The following is a 22,015-nucleotide window of genomic DNA, read 5'->3' as shown; positions in this document are numbered from 1 at the left end:
TAATGATCTTCACAATTCCCCCTCATTTGTGGACCTTAAGAATTCAACAAGACCTTGCCGCGCGGAAGCCCTGTTATCGATTCGGAACATATGAGTTGCCTGTGGGGCTCAGGGGGCAGCTTGAGGCGCCATCCTCGCCAAGTTACTTGGCAATGAACGGAATTGACCGAGTCGTTGCCGCTTCTCGATCGGGTGCGGCAGCGGGCTCGGCGGCGGACGGCCCGTTCCCGGAATGTCGGCCGACACTTCGGGCCGTACTGCATTTGATCTTCACAAGTCGCGGTGGTGAGCCGGTCTTTGTGGATCGCGCCCGTCCCCGTGGCCGGAGGGCGGGCGGCCGCAGGCGCACGGTTAGGGTGATTCGCCGTAGGGGGAATGCTGTGCGGGAGGGGGCGGGTGGGGGTGGTTGATCCCTCGGCGGTGCGGGTGCCGGTCGGTGAGGGCTCGCATCTGTGGGCCAGCCGGTCGACCTGTCGCAAGGTGCTGCTGGTGGCGCACAACGTCACCTCCGCCGGGCGGCTGCTGGACGTACTGCCCCTGTTCCACGACGACTTCCGGGTACAGCTGCTCGTGACCTCCACCGGGTCCTCCGCGTTCCGGGCCGGGCTCCATGAGTTGTTCGCCGAGCTGGAGCTTCCCGTACTGCCGTGGGAGCAGGTTCGGTCGACGCCGGTCGATCTGGCGGTCTCGGCCAGCTTCGGGGGTCACATGCACGCCCTTAAAGGGAAATTGAGCGTTCTGTCGCACGGTGTCGGTTACACCAAGAAGCTGGCGGCGCCGGGAGCGGGGAACCGGGAGGCGACGTTCGGTCTGTCACGGGAGTGGCTGCTCGTCGAGGGCAAGCCGTTCGTGGACGGTCTTGTCCTGTCCCATCCCGAGCAGTTGGAGCGGTTGCGCCGCGTGTGCCCGGAGGCCGCGCGGTCGGCGGTCCTCGCCGGGGACCCCTGCTTCGACCGCATGCTCGCGGGCCGCCCGTACCGCGAGCGGTTCCGGCGGGCGCTGGGTGTACGCCCCGGACAGCGGCTCGTCGTCCTCAACTCCACCTGGAACCCCGAGGGTTTCTTCGGGAACGGCGGCGGGGCGGACGTCCTGCCGAGTCTGCTCCCGCGCCTCACGGCCGAGTTGCCCGCCGACGACTACCGGCTGGCCGCGATCCTGCACCCGAACATCTGGTTCGGGCACGGCCCGGGCCAGATCCGGGCCTGGCTGGACCGGGCGCGCCGCAGCGGACTCACCCTGATCGACCCCGTGCACGCCTGGCGGCAGGCCCTCCTCGCCGCGGACGTGGTCCTGGGGGACTTCGGCGCCGTCTCCTACTACGCCGCGGCCCTGGGCCTCCCCGTCCTGCTGGCGGCGGCCTCGCAGGACCGGCTCGATCCCGAGGCACCGCTCGCGTCCTTCGTGCGGGACGCGCCACGCCTCGATCCGCACGGCCTTCTGCGGGAGCAGATCGACAAGGTGCTGGCCGGGCACCGGCCGCTCGCCGGACCGGCCGAGTCCACCACCTCCGCCCCGGGCGCCTCGGCGGCCCTGCTGCGGCGGCACTTCTACGCGTTGATGGACCTCCCGGAGCCCGAGGCGCCCGCGCTCCTGGAACCGCTGCCGCTGCCGCCGTACGACCCGCCGCGGCGCACGGCTCCCCTGCATGTGTGGACTCGGGTGCGCGGGACGGACGTCGCAGTCGAACGCTCCACCGGACGCCCGCACCGGACCGACGGGTATGTGCACCTCGCCGTCCACGAGGACGGCCTCGACCCCGACAGCCTGGAGTCCGCCGATGTGATCACGCGTGAGGGCCAGCCGGACGATCCCCGGCTCGGTGGCGCGGACGCGTGGACCGGCGAGGTGCTGCGCCGCCATCCGCACTGCCCGGCCGCCGCGTATGTGACGGGCCCGCACACCTGCACCGTCCGGGTCCGCGGCCACGGGGTGTTCCGGCTGGCGGCGGCCGGGCCGGACGCGGACGCCGACCCGGCGGCCTACGCGTCCGCGCTGGCCGCCTGGTACGCCGCGGGCGGGAGGGTCCCTGCGGGCGGCATCACCCTCCGGGTGCACGCGGCGGGCCGAGCGCACCCGGTGGCCGTGGAGCCCGCGGGCTAGGGTCTTTCGTTGGGATCGGGCCGGATCAGGGAGCGGGGTCTGGCACCGTGCATCGCAAGGCGGAGGAGGGCGTCATGGCGGAGCCATGGCAACCGACGACAACGCCGCGAGGCGCGGCACCAGGGCCCGCGAGCCCGGCCTGATCCACACGAGAGGCCCTATCCGGCGACCTCGCAGCGCAGCCGTAGGGCGGCCAGGTACCCCAGGTGCGGGGCCGCGCCCGGCGGGAGGAGGCGTTCGGCCTGCTCGATCTTCGCCAGTGCCTCGGTGTTCCCGCCCGCGTCGTGCAGGGTCTCGGCGAGGTCCGTGAGGGCGCGGGCCTGGTTGTACGCCTCCCCCCGCTCCTCGAAGAACTCCACCACGGCCGTGAGCAGGCCGCGTGACTCGTCGAGCCGTCCCAGGCCGCGCAGGGCCCGGCCCCGGTGGCGCCGGGACAGGGCGTAGGCGCGCGGCAGGTCCTCCGCGCCCTCCTGGCCGGGGGCGATCCTGCCGTAGACGGCCTCTGCCGCGACAAACCGCTCATGTGCCGCCTCGTAACGCCAGCGGTAGAGGTTCAGCAGGCCCTGCAACTCCACGGAGGACGCCTCGCCGCGGAGGTGCCCGGCCTCGCGCTCGGCCCGGGCGGCGGCCTCCGCCTCCCGGTCGGCCTCCTCCCACCGGCCCAGTTCGCCCAGGCAGTGGGCGAGTTGGAAGTGCAGCGCGCCCGCGATCCGCGATCCCGGCCGGTGTTCGTCGGCGCAGCGGGCCGCGACCCGGAGCGCCGGGAGCACGTCGTCCCAGTGGCCCGCCTTGAGCTGGAGGGGCCACAGGGCACGTCCCAGGCGGAGCGCGGTGGTGAGGTGCTGGTACTCCCGGGCGACGGACACCGCGCGGACGAGGTTGCCGACCTCCGCCGCCAGCGCGTCCACGCCCGCCGCCTCGTCGCGGTACGGCTCCCCGTGCGGGGGCGCGGGCTCGGTGCGCCAGCTCTGGGGCAGTGCCGCGTGGGCCGCGTGCAGCGCCCGGTGCAGCAGGGCTTCGAGGGCCCGGGCGACCGCGGCGGAGCACTCGGGGATGCCGTGCTCCGGTCCCGCCGTGTGCGCCAGACAGCGGCGCACCTCGGGCCGGAACCGGTAGCGGTCGTCGGGCAGGGCTTCGAGCAGGTGTGCGTCCGCCGCCTCGGCCAGCAGCGGAGCGGCCTCTTCCGCGGTGATGCCCGCCGAGGCCGTGGCGAGGTGGGCCGTGACGGACGGCCAGTCGCCCAGGGCCGTCAACCGGCAGAGCCGGGCGGTCTCCGGCCGGATCCGCAGGCAGCCCGCCTGTACCGCGGCGCGCACCGGGTCGCTTCCCGGCTCCCCGGTCACCGGGGCGGGGGGCGCCGACTCCGGGTCTCCGTCGAGCAGGCTCAACGCCGTTGTCCGCAGCGCGAAGGCGTTTCCCGCGCAGTGGGCCAGGAGGTCCGGCATCCACGGCCTGGCCCGCGCGATCCGCTCCCGTCCGGCGATCCTGCCCATCAGCTTCAGCGCGTCCCGGTCGCTCAGCCGGTCCACCGGTACGGGCTCCGCCTCGAGCGCGAAGGGCGAGCCGGACACGATGACCAGCAGAAAGACCTCGGGGGTCGACGGAACGAGTCCGCGGACCTGGGCGAGGGAGGACGCGTGGTCGATCACCACCATGGCCCGGCGGCCCGCCGTGAGCCGCCGGTAGAGCTGTTCCCGCCCGGCCTCGGTGGGCGGGATCCGGTCGGGCTCGACCCCCATCCGGCACAGCAGGCGCAGCAGCACGGCCGCCGGAGCCGGTCCGTTCTCTCCGGAACCGTCCCGAAGGTCCACATAGAACTGTCCGTCGGGGAAGCGGTCGTGGGTGACGGCACCCAGACGAAGGGCGACGGCGGTGGTGCCGATCCCCGGCGGTCCGTACAGCAGCGCGACTCGGGGGCGGCCTCCGGCGGGGCGGGTCGCCTCCCGCCTGAGCTGCCGGACGACGTCCTTGCGGTCGGTGAAGTGCCGGGTGGCGGGCGGGAGTCCGCTCCCGGACAACAGTGCCGGGGCGTGCTGCGGGAAGCTCCGCAGGAGCAGTGCCCACTCCGCCGCCTGCCGGGGGTCGTCGGCCAGGCGGGCGTGCACATGACCGGCGAGCGACTCCCAGTCCTCGCGGGCCGCGGGCAGCGGGGTGTCCCGTCCCGTCGCCCTTCTCGCCAGCGCGCCCGTGGACACCAGCAGCTGCTTGCCCATCTCTCCGGCCGCGCCGTTGCCCACCGATGTGAGGAAGGCGGTGAGCGCACTGAGTGCCACGATCTCCAGCAAGTCGGCCCCTCCCCAGCTACCGGATCCGCCACCGGCCGGACTGTCCGGACTGTATCGCCGCGTCGTGGGCTTGCGGAAACAATCGGTCAGCGCGCCAGGGCCCGTCTGACCGTTCGCGTCGTCGCCCGCAGACGGGAATGGTCAGACAGGCCCTACGGCCTCCGGAGCCGCCCGCGCCGTTGACGCGCGGCCGAACCGATGGACAGACTTCTGCCGGAGCGACCGGTTCCGAGGGGCGTCCCACAGCGGACTCAAAGGCTTCCCACCAGAAGGGAAGGGGGCGCGAGTTCACCCCTGCGGTGGCGGTACGGTGTGCGGCAGTCGATTGCCCGTTCGGGGATCGCTGAGCACAAGGGGGTTCCATGAAACACCGCCGCCCGAGCCACCGTCGCAGAGCCATCGCCAGAGCGGTCGGCACGGCGGGTGCGCTGGCCGTCACCCTGGGGGCGGGTATCACACCGGCACTGGCCGCCGGAAAGTCGTCCGCCAAGCCCGTGGCCACCGGGTCCTCTCCCGACCTGCCCGAGCAGGCCGACCCGAACACGTCCTGGGCGCCCGAGAACGACGAGGCACCGCTGCACCGCAAGGCCGTGCACCCCGAGGCCCTCGCCGCCTCCCCCCGCACCGCCGCCTCCGGTCTCCAGCTCAAGATGCCCGCGCCGACCGGCCCGTACAGCGTGGGCATGGTCGGACTGCACCTCGTCGACAAGTCCCGTCCGGACCCGTATGTGCCGGGCAGCAAGTCCCGCGAGCTGATGGTGTCGCTCTGGTACCCGGCCACCTCCACCTCCGGGCACTACCAGGCGCCGTGGATGCCGTCGCTCTCCGGCGCCCGCTTCCTCGCCACGCGCGGGCTGTCACCGCAGCAGGTGACCCTGCCGACCACCGCGGGCCATGTCCTCGCCCCGGTGAACACCAAGCTCGGCAAGCTGCCCGTGCTGCTGTACTCGACCGGGCTGCACTCGGACCGTGCGATGGGCACCGGCTTCGCCCAGGACCTCGCCAGCCGCGGCTACCTCGTCGTCACCGTGGACCACACCCACGACGCCAACGAGGTGCAGTTCCCCGGCAACCGGGTCGAGGGCAACCTGATGCCGGCGGGCACGCACTCCTCCGACACCCTCAAGGTGCGCGCGGCCGACATCAAGTACGTCATCAACCAGCTCGACACCCTGAGCAAGGGCGGCAACCCGGACGCGGGCCATGCCACCCTCCCCTCCGGGCTGACGAAATCCGTGGACATGTCCCGGATCGGGATGTTCGGCTGGTCGCTGGGCGGCGCGGCGGTCGACACCGCCATGCAGCTCGACTCCCGGATCAAGGCGGGCGCCAACCTGGACGGCCAGTTCTTCGGCACGGCGCCCAGCAAGGACCTGAACCGGCCCTTCATGCTGTTCAGCTCCGGCACCCACAACCGCAACAACGACAGCTCGTGGCGGACGCTGTGGTCGCATCTGAAGGGTTACCGGGTCGACGTGCAGCTCCACGGCGCGGCGCACCTGTCGTTCAGCGACAACGAGTGGATGGTGCCGCAGGAGGCGGGTCTGCTCGGGCTCTCGCAGTACCAGCTCCAGCAGCAGTTCGGCACGATCGACCCGGCCCGCGCGGTCGCGGTCCAGCGCGCCTACCTCGCCGCGTTCTTCGACAAGGAGCTGCTCCACAAGCAGACCAGCCTGCTCGACGGGCCCAGCAAGTCGTATCCGGAGATCTCGTTCGTCCGCTGACCGGACGGCGGGACGGAGCCTCCGACGGAGGTTCCGACGGACGGTTCGGCGGAGGGCTCGCCGGACACCCGAAGAGCGGGTCCTGTTCACAGGTCCGCTCTTCGGCATGCCGGGGCGGACCTGCGAGGACGCCGGGTGTCGCCGGTTGTTCCGCTCAGGTTCCCGTCCCGGACACCGAGTTCAGGTTCTTGCCCGGACATACGACATGGGAACGTAAGTGTGATGATTATGTGATCGTAAAAAGCTAGAGTGTTCGGTCTGTCGAATATCTGGGCGCTCGGCGCCAGTCGTGGAAGGATTCACTCTCCTGCCCTCCGCACCCCGGGCGTCGCGCCGACACCGCAACCGCCGCCGCGCCGATATGCCCATGCTTGGCGGGGTGCGCCCGCCAATCGCCTCGCTCGTCGTCCTGCTGCTGGTGGTCGCCGTCCTGACGGTGATCGGCCTCGGCAGCATCCACGCCTCCAGCACGCCGCAGGCGGCGCTGGACGGGGAGCAGCAGATCGCCGCGGACACCGCGCTGTCGCTGCGCACCTCGATCGACGCCGAGGCGAGCACCGTACGCCGTACGGCCAACGCCTACCCGGCGACGGCCACCACCACCCCCGCGGCCGCCCTCAAAGCGCTGACCTCCGCCCGCAAGGGGATCCTCACCAGTGCGCTGCTCGACCCGCACACCGGCAAGATGCTGGCGTCCGGCGGCAAGCCCGTGCCCCTGGCCGGGGTGGACGTCACCGGGACCGCGGACGACCGGGGGCCCGTCCCGCCCCGGCTGGTGACCTCGGGCACCACCCGGCAGCTGCTGTACTTCGCCAGGGTCGCCCTGCCGCCGCAGCAGGAGGACGCCAACCAGGACCAGAACCAGGCCGGCCACGCCGAGCGGCAGTGGCTGCTGGTGGTCTCCGAGGCGCTCCCCGGCCTCACCGCCTACGGCGACGGACGCACCGCCGAAGTGCTGGACGCGAACGGCGCGGCGCTCGCCACCACCGCCCGCGGCGCGGCACCGGCCACCGCGGACAGCGGTCTGACCACGGCGGCGGCCCACTCGGCGAACGGCTCGGGGCACGACAGCGACGCCTCGGGCAGCCTGCTGGGCCCGGCCACGGGCAGCGCCCGCACGGTGGCGGGCTGGGCCCAGGTCGCCTCGTCGAACGGCTCGGGGGACACCGCCGACCTCGGTCTGGTGGTGCTCACCTCCCGCGCGGTGCCCGTCAGCACCACCGCCGTCGACTACTCGCGCTTCGCACTGGAGGCCGCGGGCGCCCTGGCCGCGCTCGCGCTGCTGCTCGGGCTGGCACTGAACCTCCTGGTGCAGCGGCCGCTGCTGCGGCTCTATCTGTCCGCCGGGCGGCTGGCCCGGGGCGCCGCCGAGGACGGACCGGCCGCCTACGCGGACCTGTCCCGTCCGGTCCCGGTGCACGGCTTCGGCGAACTGGCCCGCACCGGACGGGCGCTGGAGTCCCTGCGCCGCCAGCTGCTGGGCGAGAGCGGCCCGGAGGAGTTCCCGGCGCGGCGCGCACCGGGCTACCGGGCACTGGCCGTGGCCTGCGTCCTGGTGGTGGCCTGCTGGGCGGTGCCGATGATCTTCGTGCTGAACCGGGCGGACACCCGGACCGCGGTCGAGCCGTCGGTCGTCGCCGCACAGCAGACGCGCACCGAGATAGCGAGCAACCGCATCCGGCAGTCCCTCGACCAGTCCTACGCCGACCTCAGCGAGGCGGCCGCGGGTCTGCCCGGCAGGGACAAGGACGCACAGCGGGAGCTGCTGCGGCACACCCTCGACGACCACAAGCAGTACCGCTCGCTGTACCTCCTGGACAGCTCGGGCGCCATCACGATGCGGGTGGGCGACGCACCGCTGCGCACCCTCGTCCATGTGCCCGGCGGCGGCGGTATCACCACCGTCAACACCTCGGGCCGTATCCCGGCGATCGCCGCCTACTCCCAGGTCCGCACCGTCAAGGGCAAGGCCCCGGCGGACGGGGTGGTCCTGTTCGGCGAGATCGATGTGAACGCGCTGAACTCCACCCTGGCCAGGCCCCAGTTGGGCAGTGTCTGGGTGACCGACAGCCGCAACAAGGTGCTGGCGGCGAGCGTGGGCTACCGCGCCTTCCAGTCGCTGCCCGACTCCGGTCTGACCCGTCTTGCCCACGCCACCCAGGGCGCCCCGGGCACGGTGGGCACCGCGACCTCGGCCGTGCTCGCCTCCTCCTCCGGCCCGTCGATCGACGCCGCCGCGCCCCTGGCGCAGACCGGCCCGACGGCAGGTCTCGGCTGGCGCGTGGTGACCGCGGAGCCCGCGGCGGCCCTCCAGCTCCCGGCGATGCAGGCCGAGCAGCGCACCATGCTCGCGGGCATCCTCGGCCTCGCGCTGGGCGTCGCCTGCCTGGGCTGGCTGCACGTCGTGGTGATCCGGACGCTGCGCGCGGTCGCCCTGCTCTCCGAGCGGCTGGCCGGCGGCGACCGCCGTACCGTGCTGCACCCGGTCAACCACGACGAGGTCGGCTCGGTGACCCGCAGCCTGGAGCTGGTCCGCCAGGCCCTGGCGGACCGCGGGCGGGCGACCAGATCCGGCCAGGCCGGGCCCTCCCGGTCCCCGCGCGAGACCACCCTCCAGCGGTAGAAGGACGAATTCACGTGCTCTTCCTCTATGTCATCGTCCTGCTGTGCTGCACCGGGCTGTGGATCGCCGGAATCGTCGAGCAGAAACGGCACTTCGCCTCGCTGGAGCAGATACCGACGCGGGTGCTGGTCAACGGCATCCGCGGCAAGAGTTCGATCACCCGGCTGTGCGCGGGAGCCCTGCGCGGCGGCGGTCTGGTCACGGTGGCCAAGACCACCGGCACCGCGGCCCGGTTCATCCACCCGGACGCCACCGAGGAGCCGGTGTACCGCAAGTTCGGGCTGTCCAACATCGTCGAGCAGATCGGCATCGTACGGCGGGCGGCGACCTACCGGCCGGATGCGCTGGTGATCGAGTGCATGGCGGTGATGCCCGCGCTCCAGGAGACCAACCAGGAGAAGCTGATCCGCTCCACCATCGGCGTGCTGTGCAACGTCCGCGAGGACCACCTCGAGGAGATGGGCCCCACCCTGGACGACGTCGCCCGCTCGCTCTCCCGGTCCATGCCGGTGGGCGGGGTGTGCGTGACGGCGGAGAAGGACCGGCTGCACATCCTCCAGGAGGAGGCCGACAAGCGGAACTGCCGTCTGATCGCGGTCGATCCGGAGACGGTGACCGACGCCGAACTGCGCGGCTTCAGCTGGTTCACCTTCAAGGAGAACGTGGCCATCGCGCTCGCCGTCGCCGAACTGCTCGGCGTGGAGCGGCACACCGCGATGCAGGGCATGTGGGACGCCCCGCCGGACCCGGGCGTGCTGTCGGTGGAGCGCTATGTCACCCCCGACGGCAAGCGGCTGCGCTTCGCCAACGTCTTCGCGGCCAACGACCCCGAGTCGACGCTGATGAACGTGCAGCAGCTGGAGGACCTGGGCGCGATCCGGCGGCCGCTCAACGTGGTCATCAACTGCCGCCCGGACCGGGTGGAGCGCAACGGCCAGATGGGCGGGATCGTCCCCGACCTCGCCGCCGAGACGGTCTTCCTGATCGGCCACCCGACCAAGAGCGCCCGCGACGCGATCCCGGAGAGCTTCACCGGGCGGGTGGTGGACCTCGGCGGCGACAAGCGCGACCCCGAGGAGCTGACCGCGGCGATGCTCGCCGAACTCGGCCCGACCTCCTCGCTGGTGGCGATCGGCAACATCCACGGCCAGGGCGAACTGTTCCTGGAATGCCTCGCCGAGCTGCCGCTCGACGAGTCCGAGGACCCGCTCGACGCGGTGCCCGCCGGTGACGGCCTGGACCAGGAGACCATGCAGATCGCGGTGTTCCGGCCGCAGGTCGCGGTGGCCCGGCCGCCCGAGCCGGAGCCGTACACCTGGGTGGCCCCCCTGGAGACACCGGCGTTCGGATTCCACATCCCCGAGCAGCGCGAACTCGCCCGCCGCTTCGCCGTCCGCCACGGCGCGCCCGACGGCGCGAGCGCCGAGGGCGACCTGCACCACGCCTACGATCCGTCCCAGTCCACGAGGAACCCGTGATCCCCGCCCACCTCACCGCACAGACCGCCGCGCTCGGGATCGCCCTCGGGCTGGTCTTCTCGCTCGTCTGCTATCTGACCACCAATCTCTCCCCCGGGGGCATGATCACCCCGGGCTGGATCGCCCTCACCCTCGTCACCGACGTGCAGATGGCCGGCCTGATGGTCGGTGTGGCGGCGCTCACCTACTTCATGACGAAGCTGCTCCAGCGCACCGTGATCCTCTACGGCAAGCGGCTGTTCGCCGCCGTGGTGCTGTGCGCGGTGCTGATGCAGACCACCGTGATGCTCGCCCTCAGCCACGAGTTCCCGCTGCTGTACACATCACAAACCCTTGGCTTCATCGTCCCGGGCCTGGTCTCCTACCAGATGGTCCGTCAGCCCCTGGCGGCCACGGTCATCTCGACCACGGCGGTGACGCTGGCCACGTATGTGGTGCTGGTCTCCGGTCTGCTGATCGGCGTCCTGCCCACCGGCTGACCTGTCCCCCCCGCCCTTGACACCCCGTATCCCAGGAGGAACGGCCATGCACTCCGACCACCCCGGCAAAAGCAGCCGCCCGACCCGTCGGGCCGTGCTCGGGACGATCGCGGGCGTGGCGGCCGCCGGGGCGGCGGGCGGCTACGCCTGGAACCGGAGCGGACACGGCGGCGGCGACCACGGCGGTACGGCCGCCGGCGGCACGGGCAGCGGCCCGGGCGCCCGGCCCACCGGGAACCTCAGCTACGAACGGCTCGCCTCCCCCGACCGCACCGTGGTCCGCTCCGCCGACGGCGGCACGCTCGCCACCTTCACCGACGGCGCCCGTACGGCCGTCTTCGCCGGGCCCAGCCGCACCTTCAGCGAACCGCGGACCACCGAGGCCAGAGTGACCACGGAGGCCTGGGTGCGGGTGCTGCCGCACGAGTGGCAGCAGGGCATGGAGAAGTCCTCCTGGTTCAAGGGCTGGTTCGGCAAGACGCTCGGCGACACCAGCCCGGACGTCTTCGCGGTGGCCTTCCAGTACAGCAGCGCCGGGGCGCCCGACAAGCAGAACTCCTCCGGAGTGCGCTATGCGGGCACCGCGCACTTCGGCCCGCGCAACTCCAAGGTGAACAATCCGCTGGACTTCGCCTACCACGACGAACAGTCCGACTTCTACGACTACCTGGGCATCCCCTGGGCCTTCCCGGACGGCCGCGTACAGCCGGAGCAGGACCGGTACGGCTGCGTCGACTGCTCCGGCTTCCAGCGCCTGGTGTGGGGCTACCGCATGGGCATCCCGCTGCACAACACCAACGCCCAGGGCACCGGCCTGCCGCGCCGCGCCTTCGCCATCGCCGCCTACGGGCCCGGCCGCCTGGTGATCCCCCACACCAACCAGCAGCCCACCGACCTGGGCGTGCTGCAACCCGGTGATCTGGTCTTCTTCGCCATCATCAAGGACCGGCCCAACTTCATCGACCACTGCGGCATGTACATGGGCATCGACGACCAGGGCCGGCACCGCTTCTACTCCAGCCGCTCCGCCGCCAACGGCCCCACGCTGGGCGACCTGTCGGGCCGCTCGCTCCTGGACGGCACCGACTTCTACGCCCGCGGCTTCCGGGCGGCCCGCCGCCTGTGATCCACCCGCCCGTGCCCCGCCGCCCCGCCTGACCTGCCGATCCGAGGACCACCCTGCCATGACCGCCATCCCCGCCGCCCAGCCCACCGGCGCGCACCGAGGCAGCCGGGCGGCGAACCGCCGCTCCGGCCCGCCGCAAGACGCCCCGCGCTGGGAGCGCCCGGCGCTCGCCGCGGTCCTCGTCGCCGCCACGGCGCTGTACTCCTGGGGCATCGGGAATGCCGCGCTCCACCCCTTCTACGGCGCGGCGATACGGTCGATGGCCGGAAGCTGGCGCGCCTTCCTGTTCGGCGGGGTCGACACCGGCGGTTCCATCAGCATCGACAAGCTGCCCGGCGCCTTCTGGCCCGACGCCGTCTCCGTCTGGCTCTTCGGCCCGCACACCTGGGCGGCCGCCCTTCCGCAGGTCGTCGAGGGCGTGCTCACCGTATGGCTGCTGCACCGGATCGTGCGCGCCTGGGCCGGTCCGCTCGCCGCGCTGATCGCCGCACTGGCGCTCACCCTCACCCCGGTCACCGTGGTCCTCAACCGGGCCACCATCCCCGACACCGCGCTCACCCTGCTGCTGGTGACGGCCGCCGGGGCGCTCCAGAAGGCGCTGCGCACCGAGCGGCTGCTGCCGCTGATCCTCTGCGGGGTCTGGGTCGGGCTCGCCTTCCAGGCGAAGATGCTCCAGGCGTGGCTGGTACTCCCGGTCTTCGCCCTCGTGTACCAACTGGCCGCCCCCGGAACGCCGTTGCGGCGCGCCCTGCGCCTTCTGCTGGGCGGGGCGGTCGCGCTGGCGGTCTCCTGCTTCTGGGTGCTGATCGCCTGGGTGACACCGGTCGCCGACCGCCCGTACCTCGACGGAACGACCGACAACAACCCCTTCGCCCTGGTCTTCGGCTACAACGGCCTGAGCCGCTTCAGCAGCGACTCCGGCGCGTTCGGCGCCGTCGCGGGCACCGCCGCCAGCCGCACCACCGGCAACACCGGCTGGGACATGCTGGTCAACCACACGGTCGGCCCGCAGGTCGCCTGGTTCCTGCCGCTCGCCGTGCTCGCCACGGTCCTCGGCATCATGTGGCGCTCCGGGCAGCCGCGAACCGACCCGCTGCGCACGGGATTTGTGCTGTGGGGCGGCTGGCTGGCGATACACGCCCTGGTGTTCAGCTCCTCCAACGGCAACCACGCCTACTACACGGCCGTCATCGCCCCGGCGCTCGCCGCGCTGGCGGGCGGCGGCCTCACGCTCTTCTGGGAGGAGTACGAGGAGGGCGGCCGACGGCGCGTGGCGCTTCCGGCGGCCATCGCGCTGACGGTGGCCTGGGCGCTGGTGCTCGACTGGCCGACCCGCTTCGTCTCCTGGATGCTGCCCATCGCCGTACTGCTCGCGCTGTGGGGCGTGGTGGGCCTGTGGTCCCGCGGTCCGCGCACCTCCCTGCGCATGGTCCACGGCGCCCTCGCCGCCGGGATCGCGGCCACCCTGGTGGTCCCGGCCGGATGGGCCGCCTCCAGCCTCGACCCGCTCTACGCGGGCGCCGACACCTCCCCGCTGACCGGCCCGGTCGGCAACGCGTACCACGACAGCGTCGAGGCGCACCACGCCCCGCGCAGGATCGGGCTCGACCGCCCCAGCGCCCGCGACACCGACCTGCTCAACTACCTCACCGCGCGCCGCCACGGCGAGAAGTACCTCCTCGCCACCCAGGCCGCCTACACCGCCGAGCCCCTGCTGCGCGCCAAGTCCGAGCCCGTCCTCGTCATGGGCGGCTTCACCGGCAGCACCCCCTTCCCCACCGCCCAGCAGTTCGGCACCCTCGTCAGCACCCACCAGGTGCGCTACGCCCTGCTCACCACCCAGCGCCCCACCACGGCGACCACCACCTGGATCAAGTCCCACTGCACCCGCATCCGCCCCACCGCCTACGGCCGCCACACCGACGGCAGCTTCCGGCTCTACGACTGCGCCGCACGGAAGTAGAGGTGGGGACGAGCGGAGGCCGCGCCTGCGTACGCTGCCGGGGCGGACTCACGAGGGTGCTGGGGAGGACGCGTACATGCTGGTGACGCTGACCGGCGGCGCGGGAGCGGGCAAGACGACACTGGCGGCCGCGCTGGCGGCCGCCGCGCCCCAGATGTCCGCACAGGTGCTCCACGGTGACGACTACTACTTCCCAACCCCCGGGCAGGGGGTGTGGGCACCGGACGACACCGGGGAGTTGCGGCTTGACGTCGGCGACCCCCGGTCGCAGGATCTCACCCGTCTGTCCGACGACACGGACACCGCCCTGGCGCGCGTCCCCGTCGTCATCGTCGACGGGCTCTTCGCCCGGCACGTCACTCCGCGGACGCCCTGCACCCGCTTCGACGTCTTCGTCGACCTCCCGGCCGACCTCCGACTGGCCCGGAAGATCCAGCGGAAGTGCCTGCGGGACGGCTTTCCGCTCGACGTCCTCCTACGGAACTACCTCGACCACCGGCGCGACGCCCACGACCGGCACATCGAACCCCTCCGCGACGACTGCGACATGGTCGTGGACGGCAGCCTCCCGGCCGACGACCTCGCTCGGCGGGTCTGGTCGGCGATGGCGGACCGAGACCTCGTCCCCGGTCCTCGGCCTCCGGTCCCTGACGACCGTTGCCCCTGACGGCCGTTCGCCGGGCGGCTCAGGCCGTACTGGCGGCGCGGGGGCACGTCTGCTCCGTGTTCGGCCGGCGGGGGCGGTGACGGCCGGAGGCGGGGCCGTCGGGACAGGGGCGTCGGGGCGGTCAGGAGGGTGCCGGGGGGAACGGCACCCTCCTGGGTGGGTCAGGCTGCCAGGGCGGTGGGGTGGTCCGCGGCGTTCAGGAGGTGCAGGAGGGTTGCGCGGGCGCGGGCCACGCGGGAGCGGACCGTGCCGATCGGGCAGCCGCTGACCTCGGCGGCCTCCGCGTAGGGCAGGCCGAGCAGTTGGGTGAGGATGAACGCCTCCCGGCGGTCGCCGGGCAGCGCGGCCAGCAGATCCAGCAGTGCCACACCGTCGTCGAAGCCCGGCAGATCGCACGGCTGGGCCAGTTCCACGGCCGTCTGCCAGTCCGCCGCGTCCGACAGGCGCGGCCGGGCGGCGGCGTAACGGTAGCTGTCGATCACCGCGCGCCGGGCGATGGACAGCAGCCAGGCCCGTGCCGAGGAGCGGCCTTCGAACCGGTGCAGGCTGCCGAGCGCCCGGAGGAACGTGTCCTGTGCCAGGTCGTCCACAGCCTGGGGATCGCCGCAGAGATGGGCGACATAGCGCTGGACGTCCCGGTGCAGGGCGGCCACGAACCGCTCGACCGCCTCCGTGTCACCGCCCCGGGCAGCCAGCGCCCATGCGGTGATCGATTCGTCGAGCGCCGCCGTGGTACGGGTTTTCACACGCGAGGTGGGCAGGGCAGAGGTCTTCACCTGGTGTCCTTCTCGGGTCGACCGTGGTCCGGACCGGCGCACAGCAAGGACGCGGTCCGGTGAAGGGGAAAGACGGCCTGCGCGCGCCGCGGCGCTCTCACGCCTGTGCGGCCGTACGGCCATGGCCCGAAGTGCCGACGGGCAGCTCCGGGTAACCGGCTGTCCTCAGATGACAGCGGTCCCCACGGGCGGACCCCGGGACGTGATCGCATGGACGAGAAGGAGGAGACGCGGCGCCCGCTCCGAGCGGCGGCGCCGAGGCCGGACCCGCGGACGGTCCGGGGTGACGGGCAGGGCGAAGAGCGGCCGGAGGGGCGCGGCCAGCCATCCGGCCACCGCCCGCAGGATCCGGAAGGCCGCCTTCTCACCGTGGGCCAGCCACAGGCCGCACAGCAGGGCGGCGAGAAGGTGGGCGGCGAACATGCCGAACGAGGAGCCACCGTCCATGGGGTGGTGGTAGGGCAGGGAGCCGTTCATGGGGTGGCTCGTCTGGGCCAGCCCGTTCATGCCGCTCATCGGGCTCATGTCCATGTGCATGTGCATGGGCATGGGCATGGGGTGGCTCGGTGGGGCGCTCGTGGGGCGGGCCGACTGGGCGTAGGAGAACGCCTCGTGCAGCAGGCCCTGGGCGGCGACCACGACCGTCACGATCAGAGGGAGTCCGCGTTCACGTCCCGCGAGGCACCAGCCCGCGGCACCGGTGGTGGCCACGCCCGCGGCCAGGGCCCACGCGGGGACGTCGGTGCCGGACATCAGGACGTGGCCCAGGGCGGCCAGCAGCACACAGACGGCCGCGAACACCGCGGCCCGCACCGTGCGAGCGCACCACCCTGCCGTCATGGCGACTCATCCTCGCATCCGGGCTTCCGTCGTCATGGGTGGGTACGGAAATCCACCGGACCCCTCACTCAATTGCCGGACAGTGATCCGGATCACGGCGACGCAGCGGCCCTGTCGAACCGGTCCGGTCGGTGCCCGGCCGGTCCCACGCGGGGGCGCGGCCGGGCACACGGGGTGGGTCCTGCGGACTACTCGGCGCGGGAGCCCGCGGCGCCGCGGAAGACGGCGAACGCCGCCGCGGCCAGGCCCAGCACACCGACGACCAGACCGGCGATACCGAGGTTGCGGGCGGTCGAGTCGTCGGCCGAGGCGGTCGACTTGGAGCTGCCGGAGTCGCTCGCACCCGCCGACGGGGCGGCCGGGGCGGCGCCGTCGTCCTCGGCGGCCTTGGCCGTCAGCTTGAGCACCGGGGCCGGGTTCTCCGGCTCCTCCCCGCCCTTCGGGGTCTGCTCGATCCAGCGCACGACCTTGCCGTCGGAGTACGTCTGGAGCGCCTTGAAGGTCAGCTGGTCCGTGTCCTCGGGCAGCTGCCCGAAGGCCACGTTGAAGTCCTGGTACTGACCGGGCGCGACCTTGCCCCCGGTCCAGGTGATCTCGGAGACGGCGTCCGTGATGGTGCCGTCGTCGGTCTTGATCGGCTTCTTCAGCTTGGTGTTCGTGACCTGCGCGGTCCACCCGTTCTGCGGCTGGACCAGCACACCGAGGACGGGGTGGTCGGTGGGCAGGAAGACCTGCACCTTGTTGGTCGAGGCCTTGTCCTCCTCGTTGGGGACGCGGAAGGTCAGGACCCCGTCGGTGGCGCCCTTGGCGTAGCTGCCGGGATGGACGGTGACATGCGCGGAGGCGACACCGGCCGCGGCGAGAAGTCCGGCCGCGGTCAGCGTGGTGACGGCGGCGGCCCGGCGCAGGGGGATGCGGTTGGGGGACATGAGGGGTCTCCGTACAGGAAGTAGAGAGTGGAGTGGGTGGGGGGTTCAGGGGTGGATCGCGTACGGCGTCCCCGTCGGCGGCCCCCGCCGTCGCACGGCGTACCGCAGCCGCGCGCCCCTCAGTGCCTCCCGCTTCTCTACGACCCGGCGCACGATCCCCAGCGCGTCCGGGATGGCTCGCGCCCCTGTGCATGTCTGCCACCAGGCGGCCAGCCCCGGTGCACATCCGGCCGCCCGCCGCAGCAGCGACCACACCGCGGCCTCCCCGCGCCGCAGCCACCAGGTCAGCACCACCGCGGCCCCGACATGGGCGGCGGTGGCGTGCGGTGTCAGCGCGTGGGCCTGGGTATGGGCCATCCGCATGCCGTACATGACCATGTCCGCGTGGTGCGGGCGGACCGTGTGGGAGAGGTGGAAGAGCAGGTGCAGCCCGCCCTGGGCGGCGAGCATCGCGCCGCCGATCCCGGCGAGCGAACGCTCCCGGCCGCCCAGCAGTGCGCCCGCGGCGAAGACCGGTACGACCGCGGCGGCCTGTATCCCCAGTGAGGGTGCCGCGCCCGTGGCCAGGGCATGTCCCCCGGCAGCGAGCAGCACGCACAGCACGGCGAAGACCGCCGCGCGCACGCCGCGCACGCCCAGGGACACCTTCATGGCATCCGATGCTGCCATGCGGCGAGACGATCTCTGCCCCCGCCTGCGCATGTCCGTCTCCGCTCCCGCCCGCACCTGTCCGTCACCGCGCGCGGAACACCCGGCCGTCCGCCCCCCATACGGGCCGGAGACGGGCACCGTTCAGCCCCGGTGACGGGGCGGCCCACTGGTCCGGGGTGCCGGGGCCGATGGGCGCGCCGGTCACGGCTACGGCGCTGCGGAGGGGGCTGCCGTGGAGCCGGTCTCGGCGCCGGTCGCGGCGGCGGTGCAGCGGTGGGCCAACCGGGCGAAGGCGTCCTTGAGTGCGGGCGGCCCGACGACCTCGATGTCGGTGTCGAAGCCGCTGACGGCGGCGGCCAGACCGGCCCAGGACCAGGAGCCCAGCACGAGGCGGCAGCGGTCCGGGCCGAGTTCCTCCACGACCCCGTCACGGGCGTAGGGGGACACCGCGGCGGCGGGCAGGCCGAGGATCACCTCGCCGCGGCACGGCCAGCCGCCCGAGCCGTCCAGGCCCCGGAACCGGTCCGTCACAAAGGCGGCCACATCGTCCCCGGGGAGGGCGCGCGGAGTGAAGCGGGGGCCCGTGGGAGTGCGCGGGGTGATCCGGTCCGCGCGGAAGATGCGCCAGTCGTCGCGGTCGAGGTCGTGGGCGACGAGGTACCAGCGGCCGCCCCGGGCGACGAGATGGTGGGGCTGCACCCGGCGCGGCGGGGCCGTGGGCACCGGAGCCACGGGGGCGTCGGGAGCTCCCGGCACCCCGGCAGGGACGTAGTCGAAGCGCAGTTCCTCGCAGGCGTGGACGGCGGCGCTGAGCGCCATGAGCACCCCGCTGTCGGCCTGGGGGCCCGACCGGGGCGAGGGCCGGTCCACGGCGGTGAAGTGGAGGGTGTCGATGCGGCGGCGCAGCCGGGCGGGCATCACCTGCCGGACCGTGGTCAGCGCGCGGGCCGCGGCCTCCTCGATACCCGCGCCCGTGGTGACGGCCAGCTGAAGGGCGACGGCGAGGGCGACGGCCTGCTCGTCGTCGAAGAGCAGCGGGGGCAGTTCGGTACCGGCGTCGAGCCGGTAGCCGCCGTCGGGACCCTTGACGGCGGTGATGGGGTAACCCAGTTCCCGCAGCCGGTCGACATCGCGGCGCACCGTGCGCGGGCTGACCTCCAGTCGCTCCGCCAGGAGTGCGCCCGGCCAGTCCCGGCGCGCCTGGAGAAGGGACAGCAGGGAGAGCAGTCGTCCCGAGGTTTTCGGCATGGCGCCAGTATGGGCAGGAGAAGCGGCCACTTCCTGTCCGCTTCTCCTGGAACAGTCGGGGTGTACGGCGGAGCCCGCGCACACCTCGGAGCCGGATCCGTACAAGGACCAACGAGCGACGACCGGAAGGACCCGTACGCCATGACCTCAAGGGCCACGACGACCACGACCACTACGCCCACGGCCACTGCGGCCACGGCGCCCCCGCCCGCCGCCGTCGACGCCGAGCGGGCCGATCTGCTCGCGGCGCTCGCGGGCGCGCGGTCCGCCCTGGTCACCACGGTCCGAGGGCTCACCGACGAGCAGGCGGCCGCGCGGCCGACGGCGAGCGCGCTGTGCCTGGGCGGCCTGGTCAAACACTGCGCGTCCGTCGAGGAGACCTGGATGCGCTTTGTCGTCGAGGGCCCCTCGGCGTTCCGCTACGACCTGCCCGAGGGGGTCACCTGGGCCGATCTCGCGGCCGGTACCGCGCGGGAGATCCCGCAGTGGGCGATCGACCGCCAGACCGAGTTCCGGATGCTGCCCGGCGAGACAACGGCCGGGATCCTCGAACGCTACGAGCGGGTCGCCGCCCGGACCGAGGAGATCCTCGCCTCCGTGCCCGATCTGTCGGCCACGCACCCGCTGCCCGAGGCGCCCTGGCACGAACCGGGGGCGGTGCACAGTGTCCGCCGGGTGCTGATGCACCTCATCTCCGAGACCGCCCAGCACGCCGGGCACGCGGACATCCTGCGCGAGACGCTCGACGGGCGGACGACCACCTGACCGGGCGTCACCCCGGCAGGGCGTCACACAACGCCCACGAGCCGAGGAGAATCCGCTCAGGAGTGCCACACAGGCCGCACACAGTCCCCCTGAAGCCCGGTTAGCGTTGCTGGCCGCTGGAACCCACGTGCGAACGTGGCCGGGCCGCGGCCGAGGCCGCAGGCGCAGTCGACTCAGGAAGACCGCAAATGGACTACTGCTCCTCGTGCCGACGGCATCTCAACGGCGCCCTGGTGTGCCCCGGATGCGGCGCCTACGCACCGGACATCGCTCCCCGCACCACCGCGAGCACCCCGGTACGTACGGCGGGCCCGGCGGCGACGAGGCCGGTCCCTGCCCCCGTACCGCGGGTGCCCGACGCGTTCGACGCTTGGCAGGACCGCGGCCCCCGGAGTGAAACGGCCGCTCCGCCCACCGTTCCGGAGGCCCTGGAGGCTCCGGAGGCTCCGGAGACCCCTTCCGGTGCGTCGCGGGGCCGGGCGGCCCGGCGTCGGCAGCTGGCCCGCTGGAAGAAGAACAAGCGGCGGGCCGCGGTCGCCACCGCCGTCGCCCTGGTCGGCGGCGGTCTGACCCTGACCGCGATGGAACGGCAGTCCGGCGACCGGGCGCAGGCGGCCACGGCGCCCGACAACCGGCCCATGGGCGGCACCGGGGAGCAGGCCGCCGAGGAGCCCCCTCCGCCGTCGGCGCCCTCCGGCACCCACCGCTCCGCGCCGTCGCCGCGCACCGCGGCCCCCGGGCAGGCCGACGACCGCGCGGTGCACCGGAGCAGCGGGGCCGCCGCATTCCGTACCGCGGCCCCGGACACCCGGCCGGACGCCGCGGCGACCCCCCGTCCCGTCGCGACACCGGCCGCGCCGCACCGGAGCGCCGCGCCCGTAGGCGGTGCCACGACCGCGCCGGGCGGCTCCGCTGCCGCGGCGGCACCGCGGCCGTCCACGCCGTCCGCCGCCGCGCCGTCCACCCCGCCCGCGTCATCGGGCGGGACGGATCCCTCGGGCGGTTCGGGCTCGCAGTCGGGCGCCTCGGCCCCCGCGACCTCCCCGGCGCACCTCTGCCTGCTCGTGGTCTGCCTGAGCTGACCGCCCGGGTCGCCGCGCACCCGGCGGCCGTCCCCGCTCAGCCCGCGCGGCCGGGATCCGTATCCGCACCCCGCGGCCGTCCTACCCACCCGCGTGGACCGGAATCCGTACCCGCACCCCGCAGCCGCCCCGCTCAGTCCGCGTGGGCCGGAATCCGTATCCGTACCCGGTAGCCCCCGTCCTCCGCCGGGCCGGAGTCGAAGGTGCCGTGCAGGATGTCGGCCCGTTCCTTCAGGCCCACCAGGCCCTGGTGCGCGCTCGGCAGGGGCAGCGGCGGCCGGGACGGCGCGGTGTTGGTCACGGTCACTCCCACGTCGGGGCCCTCGTGCCACAGCTCGACGGACGCCCTGGCCCCCGGGGCGTGTTTGCGGACGTTCGTCAGCGCCTCCTGCACCGTGCGGTAGAGCGCCCGCTGTGCGGGGGTGCCCACGGTGGGCGGGAGTTCGCCCGTCAGCTCCGCCTCGATACCGCTGGACTCCACCAGCCGGTGCAGATCGGCGAGGGTGGGCTGCGGGGTCAGTTCGGTGGCGCTGCCGCCGGAGGCGCGCAACAGCGTGACCATGGTGCGCAGTTCGTCGAGCGTGCCGACGCTCAGCGAGCGGATGGAGCGGGCCGCCTCCCGCGCCTCGGGGTCCCGGGCGGCGACCTGGAGGGCTCCGGCCTGCACGGCGATCAGGCTGACCTGGTGGGAGACGACATCGTGCATCTCACGGGCCAGCTGGGCGCGTTCGCGGGCGAGGACGGCCTGTGCGTGCAGGGCGCGTTCGTGCTCCCTCGCCTCCTCGATCTCCGTCAGCCGCTGCGACAGGTCGTGCCGTGCCAGGACGAGCTGGCCGAGCAGCACGGGGGCGGCGGCGGTCGCCAGGGTGTAGACGAAGTCGACCAGGGTCCAGGTCCGGCCGAGCCAGGCGCTCTGGCCCGGGGGCCAGGGGACCGCGGTGGCGGCCGCCGACAGGGTCGCGCACACCGCGAGCAGACGGCGGTCCCGGGACCGTACGGACAGGGTGAACAGGGCCGCGATCGGGGCGACCAGGGTGTCCTGGATCAGGGTGGCCGGCAGGGTGAGCAGAAAGACCAGCAGCGGGAAGCGGCGGCGCAGGGCGAGGGCCGCACAGGCGACGGCCGCGAGCGCCAGCCCGAAGGGCGTGTCGTCCGAGAGGTTGAGCCCCGCGTCGAGCGCGGCGAGGGCGACCAGTCCGGCGTCGGCCACGGGCGCCGGAACACGCTCCCAGAGCTGCTTCGCGTCCCGCTTCGGAGACGGGCCGGGAGGCGTCATCCC

The 22,015-nt window shown here is 73.3% G+C and carries 17 protein-coding genes; 10 read left to right on the top strand and 7 right to left on the bottom strand.

Translation table 11 applies throughout. The annotated features are described in order from the left end of the window. Nucleotides 1-402 precede the first annotated feature (402 nt). On the top strand, nucleotides 403-2,100 hold the full coding sequence (locus tag ACIHAA_RS22955) for a hypothetical protein (protein WP_399820046.1): 1,698 nt from the start codon (nucleotides 403-405) through the stop codon (nucleotides 2,098-2,100). A gap of 158 nt (nucleotides 2,101-2,258) precedes the next feature. Here ACIHAA_RS22955 and ACIHAA_RS22950 read toward each other — a convergent pair whose 3' ends face one another. Beyond that, nucleotides 2,259-4,385, bottom strand: a complete 2,127-nt coding sequence (locus ACIHAA_RS22950) for an ATP-binding protein (protein ID WP_399820044.1) — start codon at nucleotides 4,383-4,385, stop codon at nucleotides 2,259-2,261. Between the two features lie 362 nt (nucleotides 4,386-4,747). On the opposite strand from ACIHAA_RS22950, the gene ACIHAA_RS22945 reads away from it, so the two are divergent. From ACIHAA_RS22945 to ACIHAA_RS22915, 7 genes are all read left to right on the top strand, one after another. Next, nucleotides 4,748-6,109, top strand: coding sequence for an alpha/beta hydrolase family protein (locus ACIHAA_RS22945; RefSeq protein ID WP_399820043.1), 1,362 nt, complete (start codon nucleotides 4,748-4,750; stop codon nucleotides 6,107-6,109). Nucleotides 6,110-6,488: 379 nt separating this feature from the next. Then, the gene (locus ACIHAA_RS22940) at nucleotides 6,489-8,732 is read left to right on the top strand and encodes a HAMP domain-containing protein (protein WP_399820041.1); all 2,244 of its coding nucleotides are present in this window, start codon (nucleotides 6,489-6,491) and stop codon (nucleotides 8,730-8,732) included. Between the two features lie 14 nt (nucleotides 8,733-8,746). Next, nucleotides 8,747-10,210: a poly-gamma-glutamate synthase PgsB gene (gene pgsB / locus ACIHAA_RS22935; protein ID WP_399820039.1), complete on the top strand. Its 1,464-nt coding sequence runs from the start codon at nucleotides 8,747-8,749 to the stop codon at nucleotides 10,208-10,210. Beyond that, on the top strand, nucleotides 10,207-10,689 hold the full coding sequence (locus ACIHAA_RS22930) for a poly-gamma-glutamate biosynthesis protein PgsC/CapC (RefSeq protein WP_399820036.1): 483 nt from the start codon (nucleotides 10,207-10,209) through the stop codon (nucleotides 10,687-10,689). Before pgsB ends, ACIHAA_RS22930 begins: the two co-directional genes overlap by 4 nt. A gap of 46 nt (nucleotides 10,690-10,735) precedes the next feature. Beyond that, nucleotides 10,736-11,815 carry an NlpC/P60 family protein gene (locus ACIHAA_RS22925; protein ID WP_399820034.1) on the top strand — a complete coding sequence of 360 codons (1,080 nt, stop codon included), beginning with the start codon at nucleotides 10,736-10,738 and terminating at the stop codon, nucleotides 11,813-11,815. 58 nt (nucleotides 11,816-11,873) lie between these two features. Next, complete coding sequence (locus ACIHAA_RS22920) at nucleotides 11,874-13,778, top strand: ArnT family glycosyltransferase (protein WP_399820031.1); 1,905 nt, start codon at nucleotides 11,874-11,876, stop codon at nucleotides 13,776-13,778. Nucleotides 13,779-13,854: 76 nt separating this feature from the next. Then, the gene (locus ACIHAA_RS22915) at nucleotides 13,855-14,445 is read left to right on the top strand and encodes a uridine kinase (protein WP_399820029.1); all 591 of its coding nucleotides are present in this window, start codon (nucleotides 13,855-13,857) and stop codon (nucleotides 14,443-14,445) included. A gap of 161 nt (nucleotides 14,446-14,606) precedes the next feature. On the opposite strand, the gene ACIHAA_RS22910 is transcribed toward ACIHAA_RS22915, so the two are convergent. From ACIHAA_RS22910 to ACIHAA_RS22890, 5 genes are all read right to left on the bottom strand, one after another. Then, on the bottom strand, nucleotides 14,607-15,221 hold the full coding sequence (locus tag ACIHAA_RS22910; protein ID WP_399820027.1) for a sigma-70 family RNA polymerase sigma factor: 615 nt from the start codon (nucleotides 15,219-15,221) through the stop codon (nucleotides 14,607-14,609). A gap of 165 nt (nucleotides 15,222-15,386) precedes the next feature. Beyond that, entirely contained in the window at nucleotides 15,387-16,061 is a 675-nt protein-coding gene (locus ACIHAA_RS22905) for a hypothetical protein (protein WP_399820025.1), read from the bottom strand. 188 nt (nucleotides 16,062-16,249) lie between these two features. Further along, nucleotides 16,250-16,990 carry a YcnI family protein gene (locus ACIHAA_RS22900; protein WP_399820023.1) on the bottom strand — a complete coding sequence of 247 codons (741 nt, stop codon included), beginning with the start codon at nucleotides 16,988-16,990 and terminating at the stop codon, nucleotides 16,250-16,252. 45 nt (nucleotides 16,991-17,035) lie between these two features. After that, nucleotides 17,036-17,659, bottom strand: a complete 624-nt coding sequence (locus ACIHAA_RS22895) for a hypothetical protein (protein ID WP_399820021.1) — start codon at nucleotides 17,657-17,659, stop codon at nucleotides 17,036-17,038. Between the two features lie 189 nt (nucleotides 17,660-17,848). Beyond that, the gene (locus ACIHAA_RS22890) at nucleotides 17,849-18,889 is read right to left on the bottom strand and encodes a helix-turn-helix transcriptional regulator (protein ID WP_399820019.1); all 1,041 of its coding nucleotides are present in this window, start codon (nucleotides 18,887-18,889) and stop codon (nucleotides 17,849-17,851) included. Nucleotides 18,890-19,030: 141 nt separating this feature from the next. On the opposite strand from ACIHAA_RS22890, the gene ACIHAA_RS22885 reads away from it, so the two are divergent. Together ACIHAA_RS22885 and ACIHAA_RS22880 are read left to right on the top strand one after the other, a co-directional pair. Continuing rightward, complete coding sequence (locus ACIHAA_RS22885) at nucleotides 19,031-19,654, top strand: DinB family protein (protein ID WP_399820017.1); 624 nt, start codon at nucleotides 19,031-19,033, stop codon at nucleotides 19,652-19,654. A gap of 188 nt (nucleotides 19,655-19,842) precedes the next feature. After that, nucleotides 19,843-20,736 (top strand): hypothetical protein, encoded by an 894-nt coding sequence (locus ACIHAA_RS22880; protein WP_399820015.1) that lies wholly within the window; start codon nucleotides 19,843-19,845, stop codon nucleotides 20,734-20,736. A gap of 133 nt (nucleotides 20,737-20,869) precedes the next feature. On the opposite strand, the gene ACIHAA_RS22875 is transcribed toward ACIHAA_RS22880, so the two are convergent. Further along, the gene (locus ACIHAA_RS22875; RefSeq protein ID WP_399820013.1) at nucleotides 20,870-22,012 is read right to left on the bottom strand and encodes a sensor histidine kinase; all 1,143 of its coding nucleotides are present in this window, start codon (nucleotides 22,010-22,012) and stop codon (nucleotides 20,870-20,872) included. Nucleotides 22,013-22,015 lie beyond the last annotated feature (3 nt).

It is taken from the genome of Streptomyces sp. NPDC052040, assembly GCF_044548405.1.
Taxonomy (GTDB): domain Bacteria; phylum Actinomycetota; class Actinomycetes; order Streptomycetales; family Streptomycetaceae; genus Streptomyces.
This window is presented reverse-complemented; position numbering and strand designations above follow the sequence as displayed.

Coding starts and splice junctions, on each gene's coding strand:
- ACIHAA_RS22890 (WP_399820019.1), bottom strand. CDS start 18,889: ATGCCGAAAACCTCGGGACGACTGCTCTCCCTGCTGTCCCTTCTCCAG.
- ACIHAA_RS22905 (WP_399820025.1), bottom strand. CDS start 16,061: ATGACGGCAGGGTGGTGCGCTCGCACGGTGCGGGCCGCGGTGTTCGCG.
- ACIHAA_RS22895 (WP_399820021.1), bottom strand. CDS start 17,659: ATGGCAGCATCGGATGCCATGAAGGTGTCCCTGGGCGTGCGCGGCGTG.
- ACIHAA_RS22900 (WP_399820023.1), bottom strand. CDS start 16,990: ATGTCCCCCAACCGCATCCCCCTGCGCCGGGCCGCCGCCGTCACCACG.
- ACIHAA_RS22915 (WP_399820029.1), top strand. CDS start 13,855: ATGCTGGTGACGCTGACCGGCGGCGCGGGAGCGGGCAAGACGACACTG.
- ACIHAA_RS22925 (WP_399820034.1), top strand. CDS start 10,736: ATGCACTCCGACCACCCCGGCAAAAGCAGCCGCCCGACCCGTCGGGCC.
- ACIHAA_RS22885 (WP_399820017.1), top strand. CDS start 19,031: ATGACCTCAAGGGCCACGACGACCACGACCACTACGCCCACGGCCACT.
- ACIHAA_RS22880 (WP_399820015.1), top strand. CDS start 19,843: ATGGACTACTGCTCCTCGTGCCGACGGCATCTCAACGGCGCCCTGGTG.
- ACIHAA_RS22875 (WP_399820013.1), bottom strand. CDS start 22,012: ATGACGCCTCCCGGCCCGTCTCCGAAGCGGGACGCGAAGCAGCTCTGG.
- ACIHAA_RS22920 (WP_399820031.1), top strand. CDS start 11,874: ATGACCGCCATCCCCGCCGCCCAGCCCACCGGCGCGCACCGAGGCAGC.
- ACIHAA_RS22945 (WP_399820043.1), top strand. CDS start 4,748: ATGAAACACCGCCGCCCGAGCCACCGTCGCAGAGCCATCGCCAGAGCG.